Genomic DNA, 17,357 nt, shown 5'->3' on the forward strand with positions numbered 1-17,357 from the left:
GCGCGTCAGCGCCTGGGCCGCCTGCCCTTCTCCTGCTCCGGCGGCGTCTGGCGGGCGCCCGGCAGCGTGGGCTTGGGCAGGTGGGTCACGTCCCACCGGGCCTGCTCCAGCTGCTGCGCGGTGTCCGAGGGCAGCCGCGGCGGCCGCGTGGCCCGGTCCGTGAAGCCGAACGCCGAGGTCAGATCGCCGAAGGTGCGGCGCCGCCAGGCGCTGATGTTCGGCTCCCGCACCCCCGTCCACGCCTCCAGGAAGCGCAGCACCGAGGTGTGGTCGAAGGCGTCGCCCGCGGCCCAGCCGCCCACCGTCCACGGCGACACGATCAGGCACGGCACCCGGAAGCCGCCGCCGATCGGCAGCTTCCCCACGAACTCGTCCGCCGTGCCCGCCGGCGGCACCGGCGGCGGCACGTGGTCGAAGAGGCCGTCGTTCTCGTCGTAGTTCAGGATGAAGACCGTCTTCGCCCACACGTCGGGGTTGTCCGCGATGGCCTCGATCTTCCGGGCCACGTAGTCCGCGCCCGCCGCCGGCAGGTAGCGCGGGTGCTCCGACTGCGCCGCGGTCGGGATGATCCAGGAGACGGCCGGCAGCTTGCCGCCCCGCGCGTCCTCCTCGAAGGCGCCCTCGGGCAGCTTGCGCATGCCCCGCTCGTACAGCGGATCGCCCGGCTTCGCGTCCTTGAACTGCTGGAACTGCTCCAGCAGGTTGCAGCCGTAATTGTCCTCCTCCTGGTACACGCGCCAGCTGACCCCCGCCGCCTGCAGCCGCTCCGCGTACGTCGTCCAGCGGTACGGCTCGGGGGCGGTGTTGTCGATGACGGGGCCGCCGCGGGTGCCGGCCGGGTCGATGGTGCCCGTCATCCAGTACAGCCGGTTGGGCCAGGTGGGACCCATCACGGAGCAGAAGTAGTTGTCGCAGAGGGTGAACGCCTCGGCCAGGGCGAACTGGAAGGGGATGTCCTCGCGCGTGTGGTAGCCCATCACGTACGGGCCGTTCGCGCCGTCCGCCTTGCGGTGCGCCGGCATCCAGCGGTCCATCTTCCCGCCGTTCCACGCCTCGTGCTGCACGGACCAGGAGTGGCTGGTGGACGGGATGGCCTGGGCGCTCGACTTGTGCGTGTCGAGCCGGAAGGGCAGCAGGTGGCCCGCGGGGTTCTTCTCGTCGGGCTGGTGGAAGACGTCCTGGCCGCCCGGCAGCTTGATGGCGTCCGGGTCGCCGAAGCCCCGCACGCCCTTGAGGGTGCCGAAGTAGTGGTCGAACGACCGGTTCTCCTGCATGAGCAGGACCACGTGCTCGATGTCGCGCAGCGAACCGCGCCGGGCCGGGCCGGTGGCGACGGCCCGCCGCACGCTCGGCGGCAGCAGCGACAGCGTGGCGGCGCCTCCGACGGCACCCGCGGCGGAGCCGAGGAGTCTGCGTCGGGTCATCTCGGGCATGGCGTGTGCCCCTCTCCCTGGAGTCGCGTGAGGCCTCAGTGTGGCCTCTCGGACTCTCCCGGCACGGGTGCGTCAAGGGCAGGAGGGGGTGTGTGAACGGAGTGCCAAATGGCCGTGAAGAGGAACGAGTTGATCCGGAGGGCGGTGCGCAGGGGCGGGAATCCGCTTTTCTTATGACCCGATCGGGGGATGACCTGCTACGCCGTACGGCGGGTGACGTGCGGAAGGCCGGGTGACGGCCGGTCGGGCGAATGTCTGACGAGACGTCAGCAGGGGTCCGGCCCGGGCGGGCTCAGCCCGCGGGCGGCGGATCGCCCTGGTCGCGCCGGAGCGACTTCAGGAACTCGGGGTTGTCGTCGGGCGCGACCCACTGCCGCTCGCCGCCGCGTGCGGCGGCCGCGGCCCGCGGGCGCCCCGCGATCAGCCAGGCGACCGGCCCGATCAGCACCTCGCCGAAGAGCAGGATGACGATCACCCAGGCGAGCTTCGGCAGCCCGCGGACCTCGTTCTCCGGGGTGTTCAGGCAGTCGACGAAGGCGTAGATCCACAGCGCCAGGATCAGCAGGAACGGCAGATACCTGAGCATGTCGGACGGCTCCCCAAAGGCGGTGGCACGGGCCGCGCGGCGGCCCCGATACGCAGCCAGCGTAGTGCGTGCTTGATACTGGAACGCATGGCTTACGACGACCTTCGCTCGTTCCTCCGGGCGCTGGAGCGCGACGGCGACCTCAAGCGCATCAAGGCGGAAGTCGATCCGTACCTGGAAATCGGCGAGATCACGGACCGGGTGAACAAGGCGGGCGGCCCCGCCCTCCTCTTCGAGAACGTCAAGGGCGCGGCCATGCCGCTGGCCATGAACGTCTTCGGCACCGACCGCCGGCTCCTCAAGGCGCTCGGCCTCGCGTCCTACGACGAGATCAGCGAGAAGATCGGCGGCCTGCTCAAGCCCGAGCTGCCGCAGGGCTTCACCGGCATGCGCGAGGCGTTCGGCAAGCTCGGCGCGATGGCGCACGTGCCGCCGCGCAAGATCAAGGACGCTCCGGTGCAGGAGGTCGTCCTCACCGGCGACGACGTCGACCTGGACCAGCTGCCGGCGCTCTTCACCTGGCCCGAGGACGGCGGCTCCTTCTTCAACCTGGGCCTCACCCACACCAAGCACCCGGAGACGGGCGTGCGGAACCTGGGCCTCTACCGCCTGCAGCGCCACGACAAGCGCACCATCGGCATGCACTGGCAGATCCACAAGGACAGCCGCAACCACTACCAGGTGGCCGCCAAGCGCGGTGAGCGGCTGCCGGTCGCGATCGCCTTCGGCTGCCCGCCGGCCGTGACGTACGCCTCGACGGCGCCGCTGCCCGGCGACATCGACGAGTACCTGTTCGCCGGCTTCATCTCCGGCAAGCGCGTGGAGATGGTCGACTGCAAGACCGTCCCGCTGCAGGTCCCGGCCAACGCCGAGGTCGTCATCGAAGGCTGGCTGGAGCCGGGCGAGATGCTCCCCGAGGGCCCCTTCGGCGACCACACCGGCTTCTACACGCCGCAGGAGCCGTTCCCGGCGCTGACGATCGACTGCGTGACGATGCGGAAGCGGCCGCTGCTGCAGTCCATCGTCGTCGGCCGCCCGCCGACGGAGGACGGCCCGCTGGGCCGGGCCACGGAGCGGTTCTTCCTGCCCCTGCTGAAGATCATCATTCCGGACATCGTGGACTACCACCTGCCGGAGTCCGGCGGCTTCCACAACTGCGCGATCGTCTCGATCGATAAGAAGTACCCCAAGCACGCGCAGAAGGTCATGCACGCCATCTGGGGCGCGCACATGATGTCGCTGACCAAGCTGATCATCGTGGTGGACGCGGACTGCGACGTGCACGACCTGCACGAGGTGTCCTGGCGGGCGCTGGGCAACACCGACTACGCGCGCGACCTGACGGTCGTCGAGGGCCCGGTCGACCACCTCGACCACGCCTCGTACCAGCAGTTCTGGGGCGGCAAGGCGGGCATCGACGCGACGGCGAAGTGGCCCGAGGAGGGCTACACGCGCGACGGGGGCTGGCCGCAGATGGTCGAGTCCGATCCGCAGACGGCGGCGAAGGTCGACCGCCGGTGGAAGGAGTACGGGCTGTGACGTCCGCTGCCGAGGGGGTCCTCAACCCGGGCCCCGCGCCGTCGAGCGGCAAGGTCAAGGCGTTCCTCCGGCTCGTGATGATCGAGCACTCGGTCTTCGCGCTGCCCTTCGCCTACATCGCCACCCTCACCGCGATGTACGAGACGTACGGCAACGTCCACTGGACGCGGCTGCTGCTGGTCACCGTCGCGATGGTCGGCCTGCGCACGTTCGCGATGGCCTGCAACCGCATCATCGACCGCGAGATCGACGCGCGGAACCCGCGCACGGCGAACCGCGAGATCGTCACCGGCGCGGTGTCCGTGCGCTCGGCGTGGACCGGCGCCGGCATCGCCGTCTTCTTCTTCCTGGGCGCGGCGGCCCTGCTGAACCCGCTGTGCCTGGCGCTGGCCCCGATCGCGGTCGTCCCGATGGTGGTCTACCCGTACGGGAAACGATTCACCGACTTCCCGCACGCGATCCTGGGCCTGGCCCAGGCGATGGGCCCGGTGGGCGCGTGGCTCGCGGTGACGGGGGAGTGGTCGTGGGACGCGGTGATCCTGGGCCTCGCGGTGGGCGTGTGGATCGGCGGCTTCGACCTGATCTTCGCCTGCCAGGACGTGATGGCGGACCGCGCGCACGGCGTGAAGTCGACCCCGGCCCGCTTCGGCGTCCCGGCGGCGCTGCACGGCGCCCGCGTCTGCCACGTGATCACGACGGGCCTGCTGGCCTGGTACGGGGCGGCCACGGGCGCGGGGGCGTTCTTCTGGGCGGGCCTGGCCGTGGTGGCCGGTGCCTTCCTCTATGAGCACACGATCGTCAAGCCGCACGACCTGTCCCGCCTGAACAGGGCATTCTTCACCGTCAACGGTTTCATCGGCATTGCGCTTTTCGTGTGTGCACTGCTCGATCTCGTGGCGCGGGGGCTCGGCGTCTAGCCGGTACCGCCTCGCACGGCCGGTCGCGGGCCTGCGGCTAGGCTCAAGGGCGTGGAGCCGTACGAACGTGTAACGCAGCGCCCGGAGCGCCGGCCGTGGGTGGTCGGGGTGTCCGGGGCGTCCGGCACGCCGTATGCCGCCGCCGTGGTGCGGGGGCTGCTGGCGGCCGGTGAGGCCGTCGACCTGGTGGTGAGTCGCGCGTCGCGGCTGACGCTGCTGGACGAGACCGGGATCAAGTTCCGCGACGCCCACTGGCAGGAGGACCTGCGCGAGTGGCTGGCGCTGGGGGCCGACGGGAAGCCGCACTTCCCGGCCGCCGGTCTGGAGGACGTCCGCTACTGGCCCGCGGGCGACCTCGCCGCGGGGCCGTCGTCCGGCTCGTATCCGGCGAAGGGGATGCTGATCGTCCCGGCGAGCACGGCCTGCGTGGCCGGGGTGGCGCTGGGGCTGTCGAAGGACCTGCTGCAGCGGACGGCGAGCGTGACGCTCAAGGAGCGGCGGCCGCTGGTGGTCGCCGTGCGGGAGACGCCGCTGAGCGGGCAGTCGCTGAAGCAGCTGGTGGCGCTGGACGAGGCGGGCGCAGTGGTGCTGCCCGCCTCTCCGGCGTTCTACGCGGGTGCGACGCACATCCAGGATCTGGTGGACTTCGTCGCGGGGCGGGTGCTGGATGCGGCGGGCGTGCCGCACCGGCTGTACCGCCGGTGGAAGGGAGAGCTGGGTGAGGCGCGCTCCCGGGAGGGGGACTAGCGCTTCTTCGCGCGCGCGGTGCGGCTGGTCTCGCGCGCGGCCCTGGCCTCGGCGCGGCGCTCGGCGGTCTGGTGGGCACGCGAGCGGTTGGCCAGGTCCTGCATCTCACGCATGCGGGCGTAGGCCATCTCGATCGTGTACACGGTGTACGTCACTCCTGAAGGATCGTCGTTGATCTAGCGAGTTGAGCGAAGATTTGCGGGCTATGAAGCCCTGCATGCCTTAGATTCTACATGAAACGCGGCGAGTTCGCCGATTATTGAAAGGTGCCAGGTTATGGACGCGGTGGACAGGCAGCTCATCCAGGCCCTCCGGGAGAACGGCCGGGCCTCGTACGCGGAGCTGGGCCGGCTGGTCGGCCTCTCCGGGTCGAGCGTCACCGACCGGATCAACCGCCTGGAGGCGGCCGGCGTCATCACGGGCTACCGCGCGACCGTGAACGCCGCGTCGCTCGGCCTGGGCGTCACCGCCCTGATCGGCCTTCAGCTCTCGGACTCCGCCGACCACGAGGACGTCGCCCGCCGGCTGCGCGACCTGGAGGAGATCGAGGACTGCTGGTTCATCGCCGGCGACGACTCGTACATGCTCAAGGTCCGCGTCAGCGACGTGGACGGCCTGGAGCGCACCATCCGCCGGCTCTCCGGCACCAAGGGCGTGGCCCGCACCCGCACCACGATCGTGCTGTCCACGAAGTGGGAGAACCGGGTCGGCGAACTGCCCGACGAGGCGTAGGGATACGCTCGGGAGGGTTCGTAAAGCGGAAGTATCGGAGAGGCGGACGTCATGGACGCGGGGCTCAAGCGCGAGCTGGAGGAGAAGGTCCTCGCCGGGGAGCGGCTGACCCGTGAGGACGGCATCGCCCTCTACGAGTCCGACGACCTGGCCTGGCTGGGCGGGCTCGCCCATCACGTCCGCACGCAGAAGAACGGCGACGTCGTCCACTTCAACGTCAACCGTCATCTGAACATGACGAACGTGTGCACGGCGTCGTGCGCGTACTGCTCGTTCCAGCGCAAGCCGGGCGAGAAGGACGCGTACACGATGCGCATCGAGGAGGCCGTCCGCCTCGCCAAGGCGATGGAGAGCGAGAACCTCACCGAGCTGCACATCGTCAACGGCCTCCACCCGACGCTGCCCTGGCGCTACTACCCGCGCTCGCTGAAGGCCCTCAAGGAGGCGCTGCCGAACGTCTCGCTGAAGGCGTTCACCGCCACCGAGATCCAGCACTTCGAGAAGATCTCCGGCCTGCCGGCCGACGAGATCCTCGACGAGCTGATCGACGCCGGCCTGGAGTCGCTGACCGGCGGCGGCGCGGAGATCTTCGACTGGGAGGTCCGTCAGCACATCGTCGACCACGACACCCACTGGGAGGACTGGTCGCGCATCCACCGCCTGGCGCACTCCAAGGGCCTCAAGGGCCCGGCGACGATGCTCTACGGGCACATCGAGGAGCCGCGCCACCGCGTCGACCACGTCCTGCGGCTGCGCGAGCTGCAGGACGAGACCGGCGGCTTCCACGTCTTCATCCCGCTGCGCTACCAGCACGACTTCGTGGACATGAAGGACGGCAAGATCCGCAACCGGCTCCAGGCCCGGACGACGATGGCGACGGGCGCCGAGGCGCTGAAGACCTTCGCGGTCTCGCGGCTGCTGTTCGACAACGTCCCGCACGTCAAGGTCTTCTGGGTGATGCACGGCGTGCAGACCGCCCAGCTCGCGCTGCAACACGGCGCGGACGACATGGACGGCTCGGTCGTCGAGTACAAGATCACGCACGACGCGGACAACTACGGCACGCCGAACAAGCTCACCCGTGACGACCTGCTGGAGCTGATCCGCGAGGCCGGCTTCCGCCCGGTGGAGCGCAACACCCGCTACGAGATCATCCGCGAGTACCCCGGCCCCGACGCCGCGCTGCGCGAGACGCCGCAGGCGATGCGCCTCTGAGATCCACTTCGGGCCGTGCTGTACTGGAATGCACCCCCCGGTCGCCGTCGAGAAGAAGGTCCCGTCCGTGAGTAGCCAGAAGTACGCGTCGCTCCGCTACACCGCCCTGCGATTCGGCCTGCTCATCGGCTGCTTCGCCGTCGTCTACGTGCTCTGCTACGCGCACGTCATCCCGCTGGGCGTGGGCAGCTCGAACCTCATGTGGATGGTGCTGCTGTCGCTCATCCTGTCCGCGCCGCTGAGCTGGGTGCTGCTGCGCAAGCAGCGCGACGCGATGTCCGTGCAGATCGTCGAGCGCGTGGACCGCGCCAAGGCCGCGATCAACGCCAACGCCGGCCAGGAGGACGGGGTCTGACCGACAGGGTCTGACCAACGAGGTCTGACCGACGGGGTGTAAGCCTCGTCACGTTTGCCCGGTTTTTCGCCGATGCCCCGGCGTGGAGCAACCCGCTCCACGCCGGGGCATCGGCGTTTTCCCAGGGGCTGCGATGCCTGACAAACCCAAAGCAAGACTTTGGGTTTGTCAAAGTCCGGGTGTTAACGTGTTGGACATGAAGACAGCAGCAGCGCACCAGTTCCCCACGGGCCCCGTGCTCGTGGCGCGCCTGCACGTCGATCTTTGCCGCTGCGTCTCCGCGGCCTGTTGTCGCCGCTGACGCATGTCCCCCGCGGCCGGAGATCCTGCGCAAACGGATTTCCTCGGCGCTCCACGCCCTTTTTCTTCCGTCTGTAACCGGAGTTTCCGTTGTCATCGACACCCCCGTCCCCCACGGCGTCCTCCCGCGGGCGCATACCCAAGGTCCCGTTCTGGGCCCAGATCCTGCTCGGTCTGGTCGTCGGCGCCCTGCTCGGCTGGGCCGCCAAGAGCGGTGACATCTCCTGGCTGTCCACCACGCTGGGCAAGATCGGCGACATCTTCGTCCAGCTGCTGATGCTGGTCATCGCGCCGCTGGTGTTCTTCGCGATCCTCGTCTCGATCACCAACCTGCGGAACGTGTCCAACGCCGCCCGGCTGGCCACCCGCACCCTGATGTGGTTCATGATCACGTCGCTGATCGCGGTCGTGATCGGCCTGGGCATCGGCCTGCTCACCGACCCGGGCGCCGGCACCGGCCTGACCGCCGCCGACGGCGCCGAGCCCAAGAAGCACGGCTCCTGGCTGGACTTCCTCACCGGCATCATCCCGACGGACGTCGTCACGCCCTTCACCCAGCTCAAGGTCCTGCAGATCGTCTTCATGGCCGTGGTCGTGGGCATCGCGATCCTGAAGACCGGCGAGAAGGCCAAGCCGGTCCTCACCCTCAGCCACTCCGTGCTGGAGCTGCTGCAGAAGGCCCTGTGGTGGGTCATCAAGCTCGCCCCGCTGGGCACGCTGGGCCTCGTCGGCACGGCCATCTCCACGTACGGCTGGAACCTGCTCAGCAAGTACGCGACGTTCACCGCGGACATCTACGTCGGCTGCGCCCTCGTCCTCTTCGTGGTCTACCCGCTGCTGCTGGCCGGCGTCGGCAAGGTCAACCCGCTGCAGTTCTTCCGGGGCGCCTGGCCCGCCATCCAGCTGGCCTTCGTCTCCCGCTCCTCCGTGGGCACGATGCCGCTGACGCAGAAGGTCACCGAGCGCCTCGGCGTGCCCAAGGAGTACGCGTCCTTCGCCGTGCCGTTCGGCTCGACGACCAAGATGGACGGCTGCGCCTCGATCTACCCGGCCATCGCCGCGATCTTCGTCGCGCAGGTCTTCGACGTGCCGCTGGAGGTCAAGGACTACATCCTGATCGCCTTCGTCTCGGTGATCGGCTCGGCCGCGACCGCCGGCCTGACCGGCGCGACGGTGATGCTGACCCTGACGCTGTCGACGCTGGGCCTGCCGATGGCGGGTGTGGGTCTGCTCCTGGCGATAGACCCGATCGTGGACATGATGCGTACGGCGACCAATGTCGCCGGCCAGTCGGTCGTCCCGATCCTGGTGGCCTCCCGCGAGGGGATCCTCGACCGCGAGGCGTACGCGACGGCCGACGGCTCCCGCCTGGACGACGAGCCCCGCGTGGAGGCCGCGCCGCAGCCCGTGGCGGCCTGACGGACCCCGCGCGAGGACCCCTGCTGACGGGATCTTGACTGACTCGTCCGTAGGGAAGGCCCGAACGGCCCTACCCCGCATCCCTCCGCCCCGTAACATTACCTGCCGGTAACGTGACGACGGGGGCGGAGGGATGTTTGTCGTGACTGCTGCTGCACAGACCAGGCCCAAGCGCATGCCGCGGGAGGTGCGCGAGCGCCAGATGCTCGACGCCGCCGTGGCCGTCTTCGCCCGGCGCGGGTACCGGGCCGCGTCGATGGACGAGATAGCCGAGCTGGCCGGGGCCTCGAAGCCCCTGGTCTACCTGTACCTGAACTCGAAGGAAGACCTCTTCAGCGCCTGCATCCGGCGCGAGGCCGAGGCGCTCATCGCGGCCGTGCGGGCCGCCGTGGACCCGGGGACGCCGGCCGACCGGCGGCTGTGGGACGGGCTGCGCGGGTTCTTCGCCCACACGGCCGCCCACCCCGACGGCTGGGCCGTCCTGCACTGCCAGGCGCGCACCCACGGCGAACCGTTCGCCCTGGAGGTGGCCGCCCTGCGCCGGCGGCTCGTCGACGTGGTCACCCAGCTGATCACCGAGACGGCCGCGGACGGCGGCTGCACCGCGCCGCTGCCCGAGACCGAGGTCGCCGGCCTCGCCCACGCCCTGGTGGGCGCGGCCGAGTCGCTCGCCGGCTGGTCCAACGAACGCGACGGCGCGGCCGCCTCCGAGACGGCGGCCACGCTGATGAACTTCGCGTGGACCGGGCTGGAGAACCTGTCGCACGGGCGGCGGTGGGCGCCGGTCGCCGCGGGCGGCGGTGCGCGGACGTAGCGCCACCGGCAGGCGGCCATTCCGCCGGACCCTCGCCGTCGCGGTTGCGCGCCGCTGCGGCGGGGGTTCTTGCTGCCGCAGGCACCTCTCTTTCCGCCGCGGCGGCGGGATGCCGCGACGCAGCGCCCCGCGGTGCCACCGGCACCGCGGCCCGGCTGATTCCGGCCGGTCAGGCCCTCCCGCGGTCTTCAAAAGCGTGGCTCCCCGGGCGTAGATTGCCGCCACTTACCGACTGGTAGCCCCCGTAGGGAGCCGCACGTGTCCATTCCGCACACCGCTGCCCCACCCCGCGTCACCTTCGTCGACGGCGTCGTCCGCGAAGCGTCCCTCCCCCCGCTCGTCCCGCCCGTGGCGCGGGGCTCGCTCGGCGACCTGCCCTTCGACAACGCCGCCGATGCCCCCACCGCCCCCGTCCTCAGCCGCAAGCAGCCCGACGGCACCTGGCGCGACGTCACCGCCGCCGCCTTCGCGGCCGAGGTGCTCGCCACCGCCAAGGGCCTGATCGCCTACGGGCTGCGGCCCGGCGACCGGCTCGCCATCATGGCCCGCACCCGCTACGAGTGGACGCTGCTGGACTTCGCCGCCTGGGCCGCCGGGCTGGTCACCGTCCCCGTCTACCCCACCTCCTCCGCCTCCCAGGTCCGCTGGATCCTGCAGGACTCCGGCGCCGCCGCCTGCGCCGTGGAGACCCCGGACCAGACGCGCCTGGTGGAGGGGGAGCGCGCCGCGCTCCCGGGCCTCGCCCACCTGTGGGAGTTCGACGCCGGCGCCGTCCCCGGCCTGGTGGCGGCCGGCCGCGGCCTGCCCGACGACGCCGTCGCCGAAGCCCGCGCCGCCCGCGGCCCCGGCGACGTCGCCACCCTCATCTACACCTCGGGCACCACCGGCCGCCCCAAGGGCTGCGTCCTCACCCACGCCAACTTCTTCGCCGAGGCCGACAACTCCACCGAGCTGCTGCACCCCGTCTTCAAGGCGGTCACCAAGGAGCCCGCCGCCACCCTCCTCTTCCTGCCGCTCTCGCACGTCTTCGGCCGGACCGTCGCCGTCGGCTGCATGCGCGCCCGCGTCCGCATGGGCCACGCCCCGTCCCTGCGCACCGAGGACCTGCTGGCGGACCTCGCCGGCTTCCGGCCCACGTTCCTGCTGGTCATCCCGTACGTGCTGGAGAAGGTCTACAACACCGCCCGCGCGACCGCCGAGAAGACGGGCCGCGCCGCCTCCTTCGATCGCGCCGCCGGCATCGCCCGGCGCTACGGCGAGGCGGAGCTGGCCCGCCGCCACGGCAGCGGCCCCGGGCCCGGCGCCGGTCTGCGGATCGCACGGGCGCTGTACGACCCGCTGGTCTACCGCCGGATCCGGGCCGCCCTCGGCGGCGGGGTCCGCTACGTGATCAGCGGCGGCTCCCCGCTCGGCGAGCGCCTCGCGGCCTTCTGCGTGGGCGCGGGCATCGACGTCTTCGAGGGCTACGGCCTCACCGAGACCACGGCCGCCGCGACCCTCACCCCGCCGCACCGCCCCCGCCTGGGCACCGTCGGCTGGCCGCTGCCGGGCGGCGCCGTGCGGATCGCGGAGGACGGTGAGGTGCTGCTGCGCGGCGGGCACGTCTTCGCGGGCTACTGGGACGGCGAGCGCGGGGAGGCGGTGCCCGCGGCGCCGGGGGAGTGGTTCCCCACCGGGGACCTGGGCGCGCTCGACGCGGACGGCTACCTCACCATCACCGGCCGCAAGAAGGAGCTGCTCGTCACCTCCGCCGGCAAGAACGTCGCCCCCGCGCCGCTGGAGGACCGGCTGCGCGCGCACCCGCTCGTCGGCCAGTGCATGGTGGTCGGCGACGACCGCCCGTACATCACGGCCCTGCTGACGCTGGAGCCCGACGGGATCGCCCACTGGGTGCGCATGCACCGCAAGGAGGGGCTGGCGCCGGAGGAGCTGGTGCGGGACGGGGAGCTGCTCGCGGAGCTGCAGACGGCGGTGGACGACGCGAACGCGACGGTCTCGCGGGCGGAGTCGATACGCCGCTTCGCCGTCCTGACCGCCGACTTCACGGAGGACGCCGGCCACCTCACGCCGTCCCTGAAGCTCAAACGCGCGGTGATCGCCCGGGACTTCGCGGACGAGGTGGAGCGGCTGTACGAGCGCTGAGCGGGGGCGGCCCGGCGCTCGCACCGGGAGCCGTCAGCAGTTGCCCGCAGCCGGTCGGCCGGCGAACCGGTCCGCGAGCCAGTTCGCCGCCGGCACCGATTCGGCGGCCAGGCTGGAGCCGTGCCCGCCCTGCGGGAGGGCCTTCCAGTCCACCACGGCGCCCTTCGCGCACCAGCCGGCGCGCAGCAGCGCGGCGGCGTCGTAGGGCACGATCTCGTCCTGCGTCCCGTGGTAGAGGCGCACGGGCCGGTCGGGGGCGTGCGTGCCGAGGTCGGAGGAGTGCAGGACGCGCTGCCAGTCCGGCTGCTGCAGCGGGTTGCGGACGGTCACGTCGGAGATCCGGCTGAACAGGTTCGCGGCGGTGCCGGCCGCCACGCAGTGCTGCTTGAGGAAGGCGGTCCTGGCCCGTCCCCTGTCGTTGAGGTAGGAGGCGAGGTCCAGCTCGGGGAAGGCGGCGTCCTGACCGATCGCGGCCATGAGGACCAGGCCCGCGCCGATGCGGCCGTCGTTGTACTCGGCGGCCTTGACGAGGTCGGCGGGGACGCCGCCGGCCGCCGTCCCCCTGACGTCGAGCTCGGGCGCGTACGTGTCGTGCAGCTCGGCGGCCCAGCCGGCGGCCTGGCCGCCCTGCGAGTAGCCCATGATGCCGACGGGGCCGCCCGGGGCCAGCCCCGTGCCGGGCAGCCGCTGCGCCGCGCGGGCGGCGTCGAGGACGGCGTGGCCCTCGGACCGGCCGACGGTGTACGTGTGCGTGCCGGGCGTTCCGAGGCCCTCGTAGTCGGTGACGGCCACGGCCCAGCCGCGCAGGGTGAGCAGCTCGATGAGGTTGCCCTCGGCGGCGGTGCCGCGCGGGAAGCCGGCCGAGGGGGCGCACTGGTCGGCGAGGCCCACGGTGCCGACGGCGTAGGTGACGAGGGGGCGCGGCCCGGTTCTGCCGTCCTGGGGGACGATCACGGTGCCGGAGACGACGTCCGGGGCGCCCTGGGCGGTGGTGGAGCCGTAGGTGATGTGCCACGCCCTGGTGCGGGTGGGCTGGCCCGGCAGGGGGTGGAAGGAGGTGGGGGCGGAGGTGACGATCTCGCCCGGGGCGGGGGCGGGCCCGGTGGCGCCCGCGGTGCCCGCGAAGCCGAGGGAGAGGGCGAGCGCGCCGGCGGCGGCCCACGTCGTTGCACGGAGCTGCTTCGTACGGACGTGCCAACGCAGGTGCCTGCGCAAGTGCATGCGGCTCTCCTGACTGTTCAGTTGTGTCCGGTCACTCATGTCTCGTCCCGAAACCCCCGGACGAAACTCCGAAACGCCCGTGCCTCGGTGGCCACCCGCACGTTGATCGAAATCCTTACCGCGAACGAAAGGAAGCGAAAGAAACTGATCGATAAGAAGCCGCTAAGAGTTCATGAACGATCGGAAAAAGGCAGGAGCCCAGCTCCTCCGCCGAAGCGGAAGGCTGGGCTCCTTGGGTACAGCGCGTCGACCGCGATCGGTCGAGGCGTCACACCGGAGGGATCCGAAGATCAGACCGGGGTGACGTTCTCCGCCTGCGGGCCCTTCGGGCCCTGCGTGACGTCGAAGTTGACCTGCTGGTTCTCCTCGAGGGAGCGGAAGCCAGAGGCGTTGATCGCGGAGTAGTGAACGAAGACGTCGGGGCCCCCGCCGTCCTGGGCGATGAAGCCAAAGCCCTTTTCAGCGTTGAACCACTTCACGGTTCCGGTAGCCATAAAGCCCTCCTTGGGCCCAAAGGGTTGCCCTGCTCCAGAACCTGCGAGAAGTCTGAAAACTACAAAAGCCTGCGGGTCACATGCTCCGCAGGCTCTGTACTGCAAGGGAAACCAAACTGCAACTTGCGGCGAGCCTAGCACGCGAGGTTCTCCCGCGGAAGGAGTTGAAGATCACGCTGTCGGATGGTTTTCCCGGTGTTCCTGACGGAAAAGATCCCCGGTCGGGCACCCGGGCGGAGCACCCCGCCCCCACGGCCCCGGCGGCCCGGGACTAGCCTCCCGATGTGGACATTTCAGCCTCGGCCGTAACGACCGATCCCGAAGCCGGCTCTTCCGCAGGTGCCCGTCAGCGCAGCCGTCCGCGCGTGGGTCACATCCAGTTCCTGAACTGCCTGCCGCTCTACTGGGGCCTCGCCCGCACGGGCAGCCTGCTGGACCTGGACCTGACCAAGGACAGCCCGGAGAAGCTCAGCCGGCAGCTGATCGAGGGCGAGCTGGACATCGCCCCGGTCACCCTCGTCGAGTTCCTGCGCAACGCCGACGACCTGGTCGCCCTCAAGGACATCGCCGTGGGCTGCGACGGCCCGGTCATGTCCTGCGTGATCGTCTCGCAGGTGCCGCTGGAGCAGCTGGACGGCGCCCGCGTCGCGCTGGGATCCACCTCCCGTACGTCCGTGCGCCTGGCGCAGCTCCTGCTGGCGGACCAGTACGGCGTACGCCCGGACTACTACACCTGCCCGCCGGACCTGGGCCTGATGATGCGCGAGGCGGACGCCGCCGTGCTGATCGGCGACGCCGCGCTGCGGGCCTCCCTGCACGACGCCCCGCGGCTGGGCCTTGCGGTCCACGACCTCGGGCGGATGTGGAAGGACTGGACGGGCCTGCCGTTCGTCTTCGCGGTGTGGGCCGTGCGCAAGGACTACCTGGCGCGCGAGCCGCAGATCGTCGCCGAGGTCCACGAGGCCTTCCTCGCCTCCCGGGACGTGTCCCTGGAGGAGGTCACGAAGGTGGCCGAGCAGGCGGCGCGCTGGGAGTCCTTCGACGCCGCGCTGCTGGAGCGCTACTTCACGACGCTGGACTTCCGCTTCGGGCCGGAGCAGCTCGCGGGCGTCACCGAGTTCGCCCGCCGCACGGGCCCCACGACCGGCTTCCCGGCCGACGTGCGGGTGGAACTGCTGGAGCCCTGACCCCCGGGCGGGGGTCAGGGCTCCGGTCAGGAACGAAACCGCGGGCGCGCTACGGGGCGACGGGGCCCACCATCTGCTCGCTGATCCACTGCATGCTGCCCATGTCCATGCCCTGGATGTAGGTCACGGCGTTGTGCTTGCCGCCCTCGATCTTCTGCAGGCGGGTGTGGACGGGGCCCTTGTTGCCGTACGTGGCGATGAACTTGTCCACGTGCGGGATGACGCTGGACTCCTTCGTCCCGTACTGGAACGCGAGGTAGACGTCGGTCCCGGGCTTGTTCTCGGCGATCAGCCGCTTGGCGAGCACCTCGGGGTTGTTCTCGGCCTTCTCCTTCTCGTGGCCGTTCCACAGCCGCGAGTCCGGGACGATGTCCGGGCCGGAGGCGATCACGGCCTTGAACTTGTCCGGGTGCTTCAGGACGGCCTTCAGGCCCGCGAAGGCGCCGGAGGAGGAGCCCATGAACGCCCAGCCGTCGCGCGACTTGATCGTGCGGAAGTTGGCCTTGATCAGGTCCGGGACGTCCTCGGTCAGCCAGGTGCCCATCTTCGGCTGGCCCGGGATGTCACTGCCGTCCCAGTAGAGGCCGCCGGTGTCCGGCTGCGGGTTGAGGACCGGCATCGCCAGGATGAACGGCTTGCCCTTGCCCTCGTTGTACCACTTGGTGACCGACGACTCGAGGTGCAGGCCCCCGTCGTCCATCCAGTAGTTGTTCGGGAAGCCGGGGCCGCCCGGGAGCGCGATCAGGACCGGGAAGCCGTTGTCCTTGAACTTCGGGTCCTTGTACGCCTTGGGCGCCCAGACCCACACCTTGCCCTTGAAACCGGACTTCTTGCCGTCCAGGGTGGTCACGGCCACCTGGGTGCCGTCGGAGAGGGTGCTGGTGTTCTTGAACTCGGCCGCCGGGCCCGTCGGCATCAGCACCGGGGAGTCGGGCTTCGTGGCGTTCGAGCCGCCGGCCTGGCCGCCGCCGTTGCCCGGCTGCTCCTGGCCGAAGCTGACCGGCTTGCCCTTGTCCGAGAACGGGCCGATCTTGAAGTAGTTCAGGATGCCGGCGGCTATGAGGCCCACCACGGCTATGGACGCCACGATGATCGTCCATTTCTTGCCACGGGATCCGCGGCCGTGGCCGCAGGGGTGGCCGCAGGACCGGCAGATCCCTTGTTGCTGGTGCGTCATCGCGTCGCTCCGGACGTTGCTGCTGCCCCGAAGGACATGGCGGTTTGTTCCGTCCGTGTGGATGGGGAAACCGCCCTGGGGGGTTCCTGAGGCACCCCGTGAATTGAGTCATAGGCCGACAGCCGGGGCCCGCGGGCCCCGGCCGGGGGAGGCGAAGGCCCGATGGAACCCTTGCGAGCGGAAGATCCGCAGGTCATCGGCGTGTACCGGCTGCTGGGGCGGCTGGGCGCGGGCGGTATGGGAAGGGTGTACCTGGGTCGCAGCGCCGGCGGCCGCACCGTGGCCGTCAAGGTGGTTCATCCCCATTTTGCCCTGGATGACCAGTTTCGCGCGCGTTTCCGGCGGGAGGTGGCCGCCGCCCGCCGCGTGGGCGGGGCGTGGACCGCGCCCGTCCTGGACGCCGACCCGGACGCCCCCGTCCCCTGGGTCGCCACGGGCTACGTGGCCGGCCCGTCCCTCACCGAGGCCGTCCTCGCCGCCGGCCCCCAGCCGGAGCGGACCGTACGGGCCCTCGGCGCGGGGCTCGCGCAGGCCCTCGCGGCCGTCCACGCGCTCGGCCTCGTCCACCGCGACGTCAAGCCGTCCAACGTGCTGCTCGCCGTCGACGGGCCCCGGCTGATCGACTTCGGCATCGCCCGGGCCACGGACGGAACGGCGTCACTGACCGCGACCGGCGTCTCGGTCGGCTCCCCCGGCTACATGGCCCCGGAACAGATCCTCGGGCACGCGGTGACCGGAGCCGCGGACGTCTTCTCCCTCGGGGCGGTGCTCGCCTACGCGGCGACGGGCGAGCCGCCGTTCTCCGGCGACAGCGCGGCGGTCCTGCTCTACAAGGTCGTCCACGAGGCGCCCGCCCTCGGGCCGGGCCTCGCGGGGGACCTGCGCTCCCTGGTGGAGTCCTGCCTGGCCAAGGACCCGGCGGCGCGGCCCGCCCCGCGGGAGATCGCCGCCGCCCTGGCCCCGGACGGCGCGGGTGCCCCGGCGGGCGCGGGCTGGCTGCCGGGAAGCCTCGTCGAGGAGGCGGCCCACCGGGCGGTGGAACTGCTGGCCCTGGAAGCGACCGCGCCGGGGGCGCCGCC

The 17,357-nt window shown here is 71.1% G+C and carries 17 protein-coding genes; 11 read left to right on the forward strand and 6 right to left on the reverse strand.

Going from position 1 to position 17,357, the window contains the following annotated elements; translation table 11 throughout:
- Nucleotides 1–5: 5 nt before the first annotated feature.
- Nucleotides 6–1,424 carry a phosphocholine-specific phospholipase C gene (locus B7P34_RS17025; protein WP_223267928.1) on the reverse strand — a complete coding sequence of 473 codons (1,419 nt, stop codon included), beginning with the start codon at nucleotides 1,422–1,424 and terminating at the stop codon, nucleotides 6–8.
- Between the two features lie 301 nt (nucleotides 1,425–1,725).
- A complete protein-coding gene (locus tag B7P34_RS17030; protein WP_106677432.1) occupies nucleotides 1,726–2,019 on the reverse strand; it encodes a PLD nuclease N-terminal domain-containing protein in 294 nt (97 codons plus the stop codon).
- Between the two features lie 87 nt (nucleotides 2,020–2,106).
- On the opposite strand from B7P34_RS17030, the gene B7P34_RS17035 reads away from it, so the two are divergent.
- From B7P34_RS17035 to B7P34_RS17045, 3 genes are all read left to right on the forward strand, one after another.
- Nucleotides 2,107–3,558, forward strand: coding sequence for a menaquinone biosynthesis decarboxylase (locus tag B7P34_RS17035; protein WP_106677434.1), 1,452 nt, complete (start codon nucleotides 2,107–2,109; stop codon nucleotides 3,556–3,558).
- Nucleotides 3,555–4,475 carry a menaquinone biosynthesis prenyltransferase MqnP gene (gene mqnP, locus B7P34_RS17040; protein WP_106677436.1) on the forward strand — a complete coding sequence of 307 codons (921 nt, stop codon included), beginning with the start codon at nucleotides 3,555–3,557 and terminating at the stop codon, nucleotides 4,473–4,475. Before B7P34_RS17035 ends, mqnP begins: the two co-directional genes overlap by 4 nt.
- 108 nt (nucleotides 4,476–4,583) lie before the next feature.
- Nucleotides 4,584–5,222 carry a UbiX family flavin prenyltransferase gene (locus B7P34_RS17045; RefSeq protein ID WP_223267929.1) on the forward strand — a complete coding sequence of 213 codons (639 nt, stop codon included), beginning with the start codon at nucleotides 4,584–4,586 and terminating at the stop codon, nucleotides 5,220–5,222.
- On the opposite strand, the gene B7P34_RS37515 is transcribed toward B7P34_RS17045, so the two are convergent.
- Nucleotides 5,219–5,377: a hypothetical protein gene (locus B7P34_RS37515; protein ID WP_189382838.1), complete on the reverse strand. Its 159-nt coding sequence runs from the start codon at nucleotides 5,375–5,377 to the stop codon at nucleotides 5,219–5,221. The two genes, B7P34_RS17045 and B7P34_RS37515, sit on opposite strands and share 4 nt — an antisense overlap.
- A gap of 121 nt (nucleotides 5,378–5,498) precedes the next feature.
- Between B7P34_RS37515 and B7P34_RS17050 the strand changes: the two genes are divergently transcribed.
- The 6 genes from B7P34_RS17050 to B7P34_RS17075 all read left to right on the forward strand — a co-directional run bounded on the left by B7P34_RS17050 (nucleotide 5,499) and on the right by B7P34_RS17075 (nucleotide 12,199).
- Complete coding sequence (locus B7P34_RS17050) at nucleotides 5,499–5,954, forward strand: Lrp/AsnC family transcriptional regulator (protein WP_106677440.1); 456 nt, start codon at nucleotides 5,499–5,501, stop codon at nucleotides 5,952–5,954.
- A 51-nt stretch (nucleotides 5,955–6,005) separates the two neighbouring features.
- Complete coding sequence (mqnE, locus tag B7P34_RS17055; protein ID WP_106677442.1) at nucleotides 6,006–7,169, forward strand: aminofutalosine synthase MqnE; 1,164 nt, start codon at nucleotides 6,006–6,008, stop codon at nucleotides 7,167–7,169.
- A 67-nt stretch (nucleotides 7,170–7,236) separates the two neighbouring features.
- Nucleotides 7,237–7,524, forward strand: coding sequence for a DUF4229 domain-containing protein (locus tag B7P34_RS17060; RefSeq protein WP_106677464.1), 288 nt, complete (start codon nucleotides 7,237–7,239; stop codon nucleotides 7,522–7,524).
- A 390-nt stretch (nucleotides 7,525–7,914) separates the two neighbouring features.
- Complete coding sequence (locus B7P34_RS17065; protein ID WP_106677444.1) at nucleotides 7,915–9,243, forward strand: dicarboxylate/amino acid:cation symporter; 1,329 nt, start codon at nucleotides 7,915–7,917, stop codon at nucleotides 9,241–9,243.
- A gap of 142 nt (nucleotides 9,244–9,385) precedes the next feature.
- A complete protein-coding gene (locus B7P34_RS17070) occupies nucleotides 9,386–10,057 on the forward strand; it encodes a TetR/AcrR family transcriptional regulator (protein WP_223267930.1) in 672 nt (223 codons plus the stop codon).
- Nucleotides 10,058–10,315: 258 nt separating this feature from the next.
- Nucleotides 10,316–12,199, forward strand: coding sequence for an AMP-dependent synthetase/ligase (locus B7P34_RS17075; protein WP_106677448.1), 1,884 nt, complete (start codon nucleotides 10,316–10,318; stop codon nucleotides 12,197–12,199).
- Nucleotides 12,200–12,232: 33 nt separating this feature from the next.
- Here the strand turns inward: B7P34_RS17075 and B7P34_RS17080 are convergent, their stop codons facing one another.
- Together B7P34_RS17080 and B7P34_RS17085 are read right to left on the reverse strand one after the other, a co-directional pair.
- Entirely contained in the window at nucleotides 12,233–13,420 is a 1,188-nt protein-coding gene (locus tag B7P34_RS17080; RefSeq protein WP_106677450.1) for a lipase family protein, read from the reverse strand.
- Between the two features lie 290 nt (nucleotides 13,421–13,710).
- Complete coding sequence (locus tag B7P34_RS17085; protein ID WP_003984261.1) at nucleotides 13,711–13,914, reverse strand: cold-shock protein; 204 nt, start codon at nucleotides 13,912–13,914, stop codon at nucleotides 13,711–13,713.
- A 365-nt stretch (nucleotides 13,915–14,279) separates the two neighbouring features.
- On the opposite strand from B7P34_RS17085, the gene B7P34_RS17090 reads away from it, so the two are divergent.
- Nucleotides 14,280–15,101, forward strand: a complete 822-nt coding sequence (locus B7P34_RS17090; protein ID WP_223267931.1) for a menaquinone biosynthetic enzyme MqnA/MqnD family protein — start codon at nucleotides 14,280–14,282, stop codon at nucleotides 15,099–15,101.
- Nucleotides 15,102–15,150: 49 nt separating this feature from the next.
- Here the strand turns inward: B7P34_RS17090 and B7P34_RS17095 are convergent, their stop codons facing one another.
- On the reverse strand, nucleotides 15,151–16,188 hold the full coding sequence (locus B7P34_RS17095) for an alpha/beta hydrolase (RefSeq protein WP_223267932.1): 1,038 nt from the start codon (nucleotides 16,186–16,188) through the stop codon (nucleotides 15,151–15,153).
- A 252-nt stretch (nucleotides 16,189–16,440) separates the two neighbouring features.
- Here B7P34_RS17095 and B7P34_RS17100 point away from each other — a divergent pair.
- Nucleotides 16,441–17,357, forward strand: a 917-nt coding sequence (locus B7P34_RS17100) for a serine/threonine-protein kinase (protein ID WP_146166838.1), incomplete at its 3' end; no start/stop codon positions are given.

It is taken from the genome of Streptosporangium nondiastaticum, assembly GCF_003011965.1.
Lineage (GTDB): Bacteria > Actinomycetota > Actinomycetes > Streptomycetales > Streptomycetaceae > Streptomyces > Streptomyces nondiastaticus.

Bases quoted from the DNA above. Each gene is read 5' to 3' on its own strand.
- mqnE (WP_106677442.1), top strand. From the start codon at position 6,006: ATGGACGCGGGGCTCAAGCGCGAGCTGGAGGAGAAGGTCCTCGCCGGG.
- B7P34_RS17030 (WP_106677432.1), bottom strand. From the start codon at position 2,019: ATGCTCAGGTATCTGCCGTTCCTGCTGATCCTGGCGCTGTGGATCTAC.
- B7P34_RS17080 (WP_106677450.1), bottom strand. From the start codon at position 13,420: ATGCACTTGCGCAGGCACCTGCGTTGGCACGTCCGTACGAAGCAGCTC.
- B7P34_RS17085 (WP_003984261.1), bottom strand. From the start codon at position 13,914: ATGGCTACCGGAACCGTGAAGTGGTTCAACGCTGAAAAGGGCTTTGGC.
- B7P34_RS17035 (WP_106677434.1), top strand. From the start codon at position 2,107: ATGGCTTACGACGACCTTCGCTCGTTCCTCCGGGCGCTGGAGCGCGAC.
- B7P34_RS17025 (WP_223267928.1), bottom strand. From the start codon at position 1,424: ATGACCCGACGCAGACTCCTCGGCTCCGCCGCGGGTGCCGTCGGAGGC.
- B7P34_RS17050 (WP_106677440.1), top strand. From the start codon at position 5,499: ATGGACGCGGTGGACAGGCAGCTCATCCAGGCCCTCCGGGAGAACGGC.